General features: G+C 47.9%; 10 protein-coding genes and 2 pseudogenes. 8 read left to right on the forward strand and 4 right to left on the reverse strand.

Annotated features, from left to right (window positions below):
- Positions 1-314: 314 nt before the first annotated feature.
- On the reverse strand, positions 315-1166 hold the full coding sequence (locus ACIDITHRIX25_RS81840) for a 3-hydroxyacyl-CoA dehydrogenase family protein (protein WP_201731833.1): 852 nt from the start codon (positions 1164-1166) through the stop codon (positions 315-317).
- Between the two features lie 412 nt (positions 1167-1578).
- On the opposite strand from ACIDITHRIX25_RS81840, the gene ACIDITHRIX25_RS81845 reads away from it, so the two are divergent.
- Positions 1579-2064 carry a hypothetical protein gene (locus ACIDITHRIX25_RS81845; RefSeq protein ID WP_213333470.1) on the forward strand — a complete coding sequence of 162 codons (486 nt, stop codon included), beginning with the start codon at positions 1579-1581 and terminating at the stop codon, positions 2062-2064.
- On the opposite strand, the gene ACIDITHRIX25_RS81850 is transcribed toward ACIDITHRIX25_RS81845, so the two are convergent.
- On the reverse strand, positions 2058-2252 hold the full coding sequence (locus ACIDITHRIX25_RS81850; protein WP_152626057.1) for a hypothetical protein: 195 nt from the start codon (positions 2250-2252) through the stop codon (positions 2058-2060). The genes ACIDITHRIX25_RS81845 and ACIDITHRIX25_RS81850 overlap by 7 nt on opposite strands.
- 257 nt (positions 2253-2509) lie before the next feature.
- On the opposite strand from ACIDITHRIX25_RS81850, the pseudogene ACIDITHRIX25_RS81855 reads away from it, so the two are divergent.
- Positions 2510-3283 (forward strand): annotated as a pseudogene (locus ACIDITHRIX25_RS81855) (methyl-accepting chemotaxis protein).
- A 538-nt stretch (positions 3284-3821) separates the two neighbouring features.
- Positions 3822-4505, forward strand: a complete 684-nt coding sequence (locus ACIDITHRIX25_RS81860; protein ID WP_201731834.1) for a Type 1 glutamine amidotransferase-like domain-containing protein — start codon at positions 3822-3824, stop codon at positions 4503-4505.
- 11 nt (positions 4506-4516) lie between these two features.
- Here the strand turns inward: ACIDITHRIX25_RS81860 and ACIDITHRIX25_RS81865 are convergent, their stop codons facing one another.
- Positions 4517-5095 carry a peptidylprolyl isomerase gene (locus ACIDITHRIX25_RS81865; protein ID WP_152626055.1) on the reverse strand — a complete coding sequence of 193 codons (579 nt, stop codon included), beginning with the start codon at positions 5093-5095 and terminating at the stop codon, positions 4517-4519.
- A 102-nt stretch (positions 5096-5197) separates the two neighbouring features.
- Positions 5198-6043 (reverse strand): peptidylprolyl isomerase, encoded by an 846-nt coding sequence (locus ACIDITHRIX25_RS81870; RefSeq protein ID WP_249685795.1) that lies wholly within the window; start codon positions 6041-6043, stop codon positions 5198-5200.
- 74 nt (positions 6044-6117) lie between these two features.
- Between ACIDITHRIX25_RS81870 and ACIDITHRIX25_RS81875 the strand changes: the two genes are divergently transcribed.
- The 5 genes and pseudogenes from ACIDITHRIX25_RS81875 (at position 6118) to ACIDITHRIX25_RS81895 (ending at position 11192) form a co-directional block, all read left to right on the forward strand.
- Positions 6118-7326: an aspartate kinase gene (locus ACIDITHRIX25_RS81875; RefSeq protein WP_052606106.1), complete on the forward strand. Its 1209-nt coding sequence runs from the start codon at positions 6118-6120 to the stop codon at positions 7324-7326.
- Between the two features lie 313 nt (positions 7327-7639).
- Complete coding sequence (locus ACIDITHRIX25_RS81880; RefSeq protein WP_052606104.1) at positions 7640-8668, forward strand: aspartate-semialdehyde dehydrogenase; 1029 nt, start codon at positions 7640-7642, stop codon at positions 8666-8668.
- Between the two features lie 201 nt (positions 8669-8869).
- Positions 8870-9496: pseudogene (locus tag ACIDITHRIX25_RS81885) on the forward strand (IS607 family transposase).
- Positions 9497-9530: 34 nt separating this feature from the next.
- The gene (locus ACIDITHRIX25_RS81890) at positions 9531-11006 is read left to right on the forward strand and encodes a zinc ribbon domain-containing protein (RefSeq protein WP_201731835.1); all 1476 of its coding nucleotides are present in this window, start codon (positions 9531-9533) and stop codon (positions 11004-11006) included.
- A complete protein-coding gene (locus tag ACIDITHRIX25_RS81895; RefSeq protein ID WP_201731836.1) occupies positions 11007-11192 on the forward strand; it encodes a hypothetical protein in 186 nt (61 codons plus the stop codon).
- Positions 11193-11750: the final 558 nt, after the last annotated feature.

Genomic DNA, 11750 nt, shown 5'->3' on the forward strand with positions numbered 1-11750 from the left:
TCTTATTTAGCCTAGCAAATCGTTTTCTTATCTTTGTGAACTTAGCCATCTAGCGATGGTTTTAATCTTAGATTCTAGAACTATAGGGTTCTATTATCAACCTATGTAGTTTGTAGATCCGAGATCTTGAACCTTCTTAATAGATCCTTTGCCTAGGGGTAATTCGCCGTTTGAAATCAGGAGTGATTTAGATCTAATTGGTAAATTACTCCCCTTTATAAGGATTGCCCCTCTCGTCAATAACTAGCTGGCGGGAGGGGCATATGGCAATGAGGTGCAGTCGCTCTATGGGTCTTTATTTAATCCCGGCAACTTTAGCGATAGTCAAAGAAACCTCGTTTTGATTTGCGGCCCAAATATCCAGCCGCCACCATGCGTCGAAGGAGCGGTGATGGAGCGTAGTTGGGCTCTTTGAACTCTTCATATAAGGCGTTTAGGATTGCCAAGGAAGTGTCAAGTCCGACCAGATCCAAGAGTGCGAAGGGGCCCATCGGGAAGCCGCAGCCACCTCTCATTGAGATATCTATCTCTTCCATGGTTGCCATCGCACTTTCATAGAGTTTGATGGCATTGTTTAGGTATGGAAATAGCAGTGCATTCACAATGAAACCAGCTTGGTCCTTCACCGTAACAACATCTTTTTTACAGGCACGGGCGAAGGCTTGTGCGGCTTCGATCGTTTCATCTGAGGCAGTGATTGGCTTTACGATCTCAACTAGCTTCATCAAGGTAGCGGGATTGAAAAAGTGAATCCCGCATACTCGCTCTGGATGTTTGGTTGCGGCAGCGATCTCGACTACAGCAAGGGTCGACGTGTTGGTGGCTAAAATAGCCGTCTCCTCCACGATTAGGGAAAGCTCTGCAAAAAGATGCTTTTTGATAGTGAGATCTTCAACCACTGACTCAATGAGGAGGTCGCAAGGAGCAAGAGCTTCGATATTGGTGGTCACCCTTATCTTTGAAAGAATCTCCTTCGCCTCTTCTTGGCTTATTTTTCCTCGTTCTATCTTGCGAAGAAGCGACTTTTCGACGTTATGTCGCATTTGGTCGGCAGTATCTTGCTTGCGAGAGCGCAGCGTTACCTCAAATCCAGCCTCTGCGGCACATTCTGCAATCCCAGAGCCCATGATTCCAGAGCCCAATACTCCAATGTGACGAATTTCCATTCAAATAATGTAGCGCTAAATTTCAGATTCGCCAATATCAAAGTAGTGGTTTCTGCGCCGTTGACATTGGGAAGATAGTTTGGTTCCGAATGGATTGTAGTTTTAATTAGAGATAAGGCTTATAAATCTAGCTCTATTGTGTCGTGCTGGCTTTTTTATAGCTGAGATTATGGTTCGACAGTATCTTATTTTGGTTCTTGTTAGCGAATGAATTTAATAGGAGTATATATTTTCCTATTTTGATTTTATTTCGAATTGTTTTTAAATATAGATTCGAAAATAGCCATAGTTTGCTAAAGATATACCTAGAATTGCCGACTTTCAAGGTAGCTCGCGTGGATCCCAAAGGGTTTATGCCGTGATCTATTAACTAGGGTATGCGAGATCAACCATGCCACTTATGAAGCGAACGATGACAGGATTGGTGATAGTTGGCGGCATGCAACTCTTGGGGTCGGGGTTGTTGGTTTACTCTGCTGCCTCCAGCGCCTCTAGCTTAGCGACGAGTTATAAGTCCAATGATGCAGCCATTGGTAGAACATTGACCACTATTGACTCACAATATTGGAAGATGGACGATGATTTGAATAACTTCGTCTACTACGTGGCAAAACGAGATAAGGTAAATTCTCAAGGATTCAAAGTAGCGGCAAATGGGAATTTAGCAGCGATCGATTCAAGTCTTCAGAGAGCTTTAAAGTTAGCTAACGGAACTCCTTTGGTCTCGACTCTCAATCGGATTCAGAATGATATCTCTGGATATGCCAAGAATAGTTCAGGTGTCTTTAGCGCAGCCTCTGTGGGCAATTCGACTTTAGCTTACAACCTTCAGATCAACGGAAACGCCAAACAGTCAAACGACCTTACCTCTGTTCTTCCCCTTGCTAGTTCTCAGTAGAAGGCTCTTTCGGCGGCGAAGTTGAACTCTGTCGTCTCTAAATCGTCCCAGTTGATATTGATTGCTATCTTGGATTCGCTGCTGGGGTTAGGGCTATTGACAGGCCTAGGATTCGCCTTTAAGACGACAGTGTTGAGGTCGCTGAGCAAGGCGATAGCGGCTCTAGCGGCCTTGAATGACGCAAGCATGGCTAACGACGATTTGGATGAAATGCGTCCAGATGAGTTTGGGGAATTAGCTAAATATTTTCATCTTTATTATGGCCGCTATCAGAGGTTTTATAGTAACGATGGAGGTATTGAACTCAGACTCTAAGTTAATTGGAGAGAGATCTTCGCAGATCCTTGCGACTTCTCAAGACACCACCAGTCGTGTTGAAGACGTAGCGTGGGAGGCGGATTCGGTTACTCACCATATTGAGGCGGTCGCCAATGCTACATATGATATGCGCTTAGCGATAGCAGAGATCTCCGAGAATGCCACAAAGGCCACATCGGTAGCAACTCGCGCGGTAGAACTAGCCGCTAAGAGATCGGGGACTGTTGACGTCTTGTCTGAATCTGCCAACGAGATTAAAGGCGTTATCGAGGCGATTACCTCAATAGCTGAACAGACTAACCTGCTTGCGCTCAATGCGTAGATCGAGGCAGCTCGAGCCGGTGACGCAGGTCGAGGATTTGCGGTAGTCGCAAGCGAGGTCAAAGAGTTGGCGAGTGGGACTGCAAGGGCAACGGAAGATATAGCCTCTAAAATTGCGGCGATTCAACACGATATGGCAGATACTATCAATGTGATTAGTGAGATTCGCGGTGTTATCGATATGATTAGTGATTTTCGGAGTTCTATTTCGTCTGCTGTTGAGGAGCAATACGCGACCACTGCGGAGATCGTTCGGGTCACTCAGGTGAGTTCCACGGAATCACACGCAATTGCAACTGCAATTCCTTTCGATGGAGAGGCGGCTGCTGCGACAAATACAGCTTCGATCAACGCTGCCAGTACCGCCGACGCCTTTTCAAAGAAGTTGGCCCAGGAACTTACATCACTAATAGGACGCTTTGGAGGTAGCTCGACTGCTCCGTCTCAGAGTTCCACTGTTGGAAATCATTCAGCACTCAGAGCTCAAAAAGGACCTAAGCGTGATCGATTCGGCCAGGGTCCCTCTCGGGCAGGACGATCTACCGCAAATTTTTCTGGCAGTCGTAGCTCAAAGAGATAGGGGAATCGGGTGCCGCTAATTCCCTCAAGTCGGTGTTACTTTGGTATCGCTATGCATTGGCGATGTGGTTGATCGATGTAAGGTCTCCTATTGGGAGGAGACCTTACATCTAGACAGGGTTTCTCGTCATGTAATACCTAGCGTAAGGCCAATCGATTTGCCTTGGCAGAAGATGGCGGGAAGCCGAAGAACGCGTTCGGATTCTAATTGAGGATCTTGACTTTTGGCGGCATGGGAAAATCTTCCTCATCGTTATGAAGATAGCCATTGGGAATACTCAACTAGTTTCTGTATCGAATTAGTTGGAGTTAAGGTGCCGTTTCAGTCGCTGAGCCTGGTTTGAAAGTGGATTTTCCAGCAAGCTCCCCTCTTCAAGTATGTCGTTTTTAATCCTATCTTTCTCCTTGTCATAACGCCGCGGCGAATCTGCATGGATAGTGCCATAGGATCTAAAGTTAGTTTGGTGGTCCAATTCGGTGGCCATCAAGATCTTTCGGAGACAAGATCTTTCGAATAAGGGATGGGACATTATAAAAAAATGACTTATGGGGTACTTGGCTTTGTTGGAGGCAATGAGTGGGGGAAGGATTGCACGTTTGATCAGAGGCTACTTGAAGTCTCTGGTGCTAGCGAAGTTCTAGTACTTCCTACGGCTGCTGCTTATGAATATCCAATGCGGGTTATTCAAAATGCCACAAATTATTTTGACGATTTTGGTGTTACCACAAAAGGATTGATGGTCCTGAGCCATGATGACGCCAATGATCGTCGCAACGCCCAGACCATAGCGCAAGCCAAGTTTATCTATTTGAGCGGCGGGTCTCCTCTGCATCTGAGAAGTGTTCTCAAGGAGTCTCTTTGCTTTGGGGCACTTCGTGATGCTTGGCAAAATGGCGCTACGTTGATCGGTTCAAGCGCTGGAGGTATGGTTCTTACGGATCCTATGGTGGATCCAAGAGGCGGTGCGTTTACCCTTGGATTGGGTTTGGTGAAGAAGTTTGCCTTTAGTCCTCACTACTCCGAATGGTCTCAAGAGAGGCGCAAGAGAACTCATCTTTTGGAGGGTTCGGATTTTGTCACAGTTGGAGTCGACGAGCAAACCGCGCTCATTAGATGGTCAAATGGTGAATGGGAAGTCCTTGGAAAGGGCAGTGCCGAGGCGTACTATTTCGGTAAGGAAATTAGCCTCGGCGACCTTGAATATCACATCGAGATCCCTTGATCCCTTAGTGGTTATTCGGCTTCTGCTATTACAACGCTTTCAATGACTATGCGCTCTTTGGGCTTGCCAGAACCGGTTCCCACGGCCTCTATTGAAAGAACTACTTCCATTCCCTTTATGACCTGACCAAAGAGGGTGTAGAGGGGTGGAAGTGAGACGCCCGATTCGCCGGTAATGACGAAGAATTGACTTCCGTTTGTATTGGGGCCAGCATTAGCCATTGCTAAGGAACCGATTTGATACTGGTTCGCCTTAGGCAGCTCATCTTCAAATCGATAACCGGGCCCGCCAGAACCTGTTCCGGTGGGGTCTCCACCTTGGATGACAAATCCAGGAATGATACGGTGGAAGATCACTTCGTCGTAGTAGTGATATCTGGCTAGAAAGACGAAATTATTTACCGTCTTTGGAGCTTTGATCGGATCTAATGCTACGACGAATTCGCCCTTATTTGTAGTAAAGGTAGCGCTATAGCGCTTGTTTACATCAATACATTCGGGCGGAGCCGATGTGAATTGTTGGATCTTTGGGCTCGATCCATCGGGGTTGGGACAGTCCATTTGAAGCCTCTTTTTTCCTAGTCCAAACATTTAGTATCGGGACCACCTTCTCGGTTAAGTGACCATTTGCCAATAACTTGAATCTATGTTGTATTTTTGCAACTCACTCCAAGTTATTAGCAAATGTGTGGACTACGGTCCGGTAATTGTTACGGAAAGCATTTTATGTACTACTTTTGGCGTACCAGAAGCCGTCCCATCTGCTGCAATCGCATTTACCGTCGACATTCCTGAGGTTACTTGGCCGAAGATTGAATATTGGTATGGAAGAGTCGTTCCTTGGGCTCCAACCACAATAAAGAATTGACTTCCATTTGTATTTGGTCCAGAGTTAGCCATTGCTACAGTTCCGATCTTATAGCTTTGGCCAGGTGGCAATTCGTCAGCGAACTGATAACCCGGTCCGCCAGTTCCAGTTCCGGTAGGGTCTCCGCCCTGAACTACAAAGCCTGGAATAACTCGATGAAAAATAATTCCATCAAAATAGTGGTACCGGGCAAGGTAGACGAAGTTGTTGACTGTTATTGGATCGGTCTTAGCATCCAAGCTGATCACAAAGGAGCCGACATCAGTCTTTACCGTGGCCGTATAGGTTGCGGCAGGATTGATGCACATTGGCGGGGCTGCCGGAAACTTTATGATCCTTGTAGCTGAGCCACCAACTGGTGGGCACGCAAGTGGCGTTGGAGCAGCCGTAGTGGTAGTGGCTGCCGTCGTAGTTGGAGCAGCCGTCGTAGTAGGCGTCGGGTTAGTAGAGGTCGTTGCCGAAGTTGCCGACTTCGTCGTCTTTGAACCCGAAGGTCTTGAGACGAGATAGACGGCCACAATGGCCAATACCACAAGGATCGATCCGTAGATTACCTTTTTATTTCTAGTCTTTTTCTTAGCCACAGCTACCTGCTCAGCTCTCTTTTTGGCTTGGTTAGCCCTTATACGTTCTCGTTTAGCACTTGGCACGTAGAAAAAAGCTAGTCGCACTTTGAGCAATTCCCAAACAATCGGAGCTCGGAATCGTCGTATTTTTACAGATAAGTCAATTAGTTTTATATCCCGTGGCGTTGATAATACAGAAATTTGGTGGAACGTCGGTCGGCGACGCAGATCGCATCAGAGCAGTGAGCGATTATGTGGCGAGAACCAGACGTAAGGGTGATCAGGTTGTCGTGGTAGTTTCTGCGATGGGAAAGACGACGGACGACCTGATTCGGCTTTCGAAGGAAGTCTCTAAGACTCATCCGGGTAGGGAATTGGATATGCTACTCACGGCGGGTGAGCGCATCTCAATGGCCCTTATGTGTATGGCTTTGGCTGATCAAGGAGTTCCTTCGGTTTCATTTACTGGATCGCAAGCGGGAATTATTACCGACACAGATCACACCAAGGCAAAGATCCTAGAGATCCGCCCCGATCGCCTCTTTGAAGCCCTAAGCGAAGGTAAAGTGCCTGTCGTGGCTGGCTTTCAAGGTGTGTCGACTGAAAAGGATGTGACTACGCTCGGTCGAGGTGGTTCTGATACGACTGCAGTGGCCCTAGCAGCTGCTCTAGGTGCTGATCGGTGTGAAATCTATACTGACGTCTCGGGCGTCTTTACTGCTGACCCTAGAGTGGTTCCAAATGCCCATAAGATTTCGAAGATCTCCTTTGAGGAGATGCTTGAGATCGCAGCATCAGGTGGCCGGGTTTTGGCGCTAAGATCGGTTGAATTTGCTAGGAATTTCCACGTCCCGCTCCATGTGAGATCTAGTTTTACCTGGGAACCGGGGACTATAGTTCAAGAGGAGGACGAGACTATGGAACAGGCAGTTGTATCTGCGATAAGTCATGACATAACAGAGGTCAAGGTTACCATTACGGGGGTTCCGGATAAGCCAGGGATCGCAGCAAGGGTTTTTCGCGAAATTGCGAATCGAAATATTAACGTAGATATGATCGTCCAGAACACCTCTCACGAAGGTGCCACCGATATCTCCTTTACGGTACCTCAGAGCGATATGGCTTCTAGTTTGGAGATAACGAGGTCGATAGCCCTAGATATTGGGGCCGGTGAATCATATGCTGACTCTGGAATTGGACGGGTCTCCTTGATTGGCGCGGGTATGAAGTCGCACCCAGGTATAACCGCCACAATGTTTGAGACACTTGCCCTCCATGGCATTAATATCGAGATGATATCTACCTCTCCCATCAGGATCTCTTGTGTCGTTAGACAAGAGGCGGTTGAGGATGCCGTACGCGCCCTGCACGATGCATTTGAGCTTTAGGGTGGTCGAATATGAGGAGCTTTCGAGCAATTAGAGGAATGGCAGATCGGTCCTAATTGCCGATTTTTCATGAGCCGCTAATTTAGATCGAGAGCTCTGATTCAGACAGCTGATAGTGAGAGCTGATCTGGCCCAAACAATAAAATCACTGTCGCAGGGGTGTTGGAAATCCTCATTAAGCCTCTTTGGGTAGTTGGATGGATAGTTGATCTTTGCGGGGGTTTGTACGTGATATCGCGCTCATTGGCCTAGCAACTCATTTTCATTGTCCACAAAGTGTGGTTCCGACTCTTAGTTTGTGATATTAGGCTCTATGGCTATGAATTTGGCGATCTTTGGAGCTACAGGTCAGGTTGGCGTTGTGATGCGTCGACTGCTTCTTGAACGAGGCTTAGACGTAGGAGATGTTCGTTTCTTTGCATCCTCTCGATCTGCGGGAAAGCAGCTGCAATTTGGAGACAAAACCGTTGTTGTAGAAGATTCATCCGATGGCGATTTTCGAGGGATTGACGTGGCGCTATTTTCAAATGGGGCTAGCGCTTCAGTTGAATTGGCGCCAAAGGTTGCACAAGCCGGAGGAATCGTAATCGACAACTCTTCTGCTTGGAGAATGAATCCTTCTGTGCCTCTTGTCGTACCTGAGGTCAATGGAGACGAACTTTACTCGATACCTCTCGGAATTGTTGCTAATCCAAATTGTACAACGATGGTCTGCATGAGTGCTCTTTCTGTTATATCCACCCATTGGGGATTAAAGCGAGTAGTGGCATCGACTTACCAAGCCGTTTCTGGTGCGGGTATCGCTGGGGTTAGCGAACTGAAAGATCAACTCAAAGCTGGAGGCGATCGGCTTTCGGAGTTGACCTTCGATGGTGACGCGATTGATTTTGGTGAATTGAAAAATAAGTTTGTTGAACCGATAGCCGCTAATGTGATTCCGCTTGCGGGATCTCTGGTCGATGACGAGACAAACGAGGAGCACAAGTTCCGAGACGAAAGCCGTAAGATTCTTCGACTGCCAGATCTCGCAGTGGCCGCTACGTGTGTTCGAGTGCCGGTCTTTACGGGTCATTCTATCTCATTAAATTTGGAGCTAAATTCTGCCTTTGAAATCGATCAAGTGCGTAAGGTCCTTTCGGAGGCTCAGGGTGTTGTCTTGGACAACGTCCCGACTCCCCTCAAGGCCGCGGGGATTGATCCTAGTATTGTGGGTCGAATCCGAAGAGACTCAAGTGTGCAAAACGGTTTGGCACTTTTTATCTCGGGCGATAATCTTCGCAAGGGGGCTGCCCTCAATACGATTCAAATTGCAGAGGCCCTTATTGAGCGTGGGTTGGTCTAGAGATAGGGGCTTTGTGTTCATTTGCCTTACTTGTTTGTTTTCGCGGAGTTTTTCCGAGATTAATGACAGGGAGAACTTCCATAGCGCTTTAGAGGTGGGCTTGGCCCCTATTGTGCGCCAATCTTCGATTGGCACTTTTGGGGCTCGCTACTGCTACTCTCCAGCTGAGCACTCTTGAACGAAGTTTACTATAACGCCTATATGACGAGGTTAGTGCCTATTGGGGTGCCAGCACAGGAGCTTGGGGTACACCCCATGACGCTACGGAGATGACAAGCAGAAGGACGTATCGATCCTCCTATACGCACACAAGGAGGCAGAAGGCGTTATGACCTATCTAAGCTTCGTGCTATTACTCCTCATAAAGCTCCATCCACCAGAGCTACCATCGCCTATGCCCGCGTGTCAACCAACGCTCAAAAAGACGACTTGGTTCGCCAGGTGGCTCTCCTAGAGAGCTATTGCGCCGCAAACGGGTGGAGCTATGAGATCATCTCCGATGTAGGGTCAGGACTCAACTACCATAAGCGTGGACTAAAAGTGCTTATCTCTTGGATTTGCTCCGGCGAGGTAGATCGGCTGGTGCTCAGTCACAAGGATAGACTGCTTCGTTTTGGGTCAGAGCTTGTTTTGTCTCTTTGTGAGCATTTTGGAGTCGAAGTAATCATTATCAACGCTAGCGAGGATTCAACCTTTGAAGAAGATCTGACAAACGATGTCATCGAAATCGTAACCGTCTTCTCGGGCTGGCTATATGGATCGCATAACCATAAAAACAAAAAGGTTATGGAACGGCTTCAAGAGGTGGCCAAAGAGGTAACTCCATGATCCGATCTCCGAGCCTCACTCTATGGTTAGCATTATGAAGCGCACGGTACGTCTAGCCACGTTGCCACTGAACAAGAACAAGTATGACGAGACGCGCTCTGTGATTGGGCACTATAGCGACGCAAAGCGCGTCTTCGTAGCTCATCTGCGCCAGACTAGCCTATGGAGGCTGCTTGATAGAAGCAAAAGCTTTCGTGACTATGCAAAGGCACAGGGCTTATACCCAGAGGGCATCAACGTCCATTTGGTAGACCAAGCTGCCTTTGACGCCGTGGATACCTGTATTCGCCACATCGAGTCCTGCTTTGTAAGAACTAACGTCAAGGCAAGGGTGTGGAGACGCTTCACAGACGAAGATGAGAGGCATTATGCCTATGCTTGTCTAACGAGATACTCGGCTATTGGCCAAATCATGGGTGGCGGCGTGCCAGAGATCTCCACTGTGACTACCTCCCCCGAAACGGGTGCAAAGATAGCCTCGTACTTACATCGCGTCATTCGAGATGCACTCGATGGTAGCTGGCCAACCGTTATCAAGTCTCACTCTATGTCTTTGGACTCTACCTTGTATTCAGTGGTCGACAACGACACAGCTAAAGGCAAGACCAGACGCTATGTCAAAGTTGTCAGCTCAACTCGCAACAAACGCATCTCGCTACCCCTGTCTGGCATTTCTCGTGTGTCGGGGAATGTCAGGGTCGTACTTGATGAAGAGAACAAGCGGGCCTTCATTCACGTTAGCTACGACGTTGCAGCTCTAGCCAAGGCCACCGGCCCCGCCGTATCGCTCGACTGGGGAATCACCGAGGTCTGCACTGATGACTCGGGAGTTCATCATGGCGACGAGTATGGCCGAGCGCTTAGTTCCATGACTGAGCGCAGGCATAAGACCGGCAAGGCAAGGAACAAACTTCACGCTCTATCAAAGAGAGATGCTGGCTCCAGAAGAACCAAGCACATCTCACGAAATAACCTAGGGACCAAGAAACAAAAAGCTCGACTCAGGCGTGCAAAGGCACAACTACAGACAATTTCGGGCGCTGCAATCAAAGAAGTGGTCTACGGAGAGGGCAATCGCACCAGAGCTAATGGACGAGCTCCCCAACATCCATCACAACGGCCAAAAGAAATCATCACCGAAGATCTGTCTCACCTAGGGGGTAAGGCTAAGTCTAAGAAGATATCTCGACTCTGCTCATCGTGGGCAAGGGACGAGAACCAAGAACGCATTATGGTACATGCGCATGTCGGAACCTCCGGCATTAAAACGGTCAACGCGGCCTACACCAGCCAAACATCTCCTAATCCAACGTGTGGGTATGTCTCTTTCGACAACCGAAGCGGGGATGTGTTTCACTGTCGTAACCCCTATTGGGATTGCAATTGGCAGGGCGATGCAGATCACGTAGCCTCCATGAACATCAAATCAAGGATCCAAGATCACCAGATCGACCGGTTCACTCCCTACACGGAAGTGAGAAAGATTCTTGACGCGAGGTTCCTACGCTAAATGGAAAGCCGGAACATCCTCGAAGATGCCAAGGATAGCGCTCACGGCAGGACTCCAAGGATACCACGACAACGCGAGTTGGACGTGGGAGGTGTGCAACCACCGACTCGCCCTAGTTCTGTCCCCGTGGATGGGGCAGAACACGCAAAGGCGTCTGGAGAGCGAAAACAAAAGAGGTGCATATGAATGTATATGTATTTCGGAGCGGGTTGAAGAGAGACTCGATAAGCCTCTCTAGCTTCTAATTTAGCTTGTCGGTGTGAGTTTGTCAGAGCCCCTCTCGTGGCCTTCGAACAAACTCAGGTAAACTCATTTGAGGGTAATGACTATTTCCATAACTAACTTTCTTCTTGATTTTTCCGGACCTAGATAAATGAAGACAAAAATGCTGTTATTGGCTCGCCCTAGAGAGACGAAGGATCTCACTCCCAAGAAAGAGACTTTATATTTTGGCCTCTTAGATCCAAGGCAAATGACGATGAAGCGGCTCAAATGAGAGTAAAAGGGCTAAGAAACCTCTGGATGTTGACTCCAAAAGACCTCTGTTTTATTGGCCTTTATTTTATTGGCCTTTATCGGTGAGGGCTAGTTGCCAAATAGGATAAATAACTCTATTCTATTTGTGATTGTTTGGGCTGATCTTTGCCTCAAATCAAATTGCGAGAGAGCTAATCCCCACTCGGACTGGTTAGGTCGGGGTCATCTTCTTTATCCTTAGAGAGCATCTCAATATATGAACCTGGG

Source organism: Acidithrix sp. C25 (assembly GCF_904848545.2).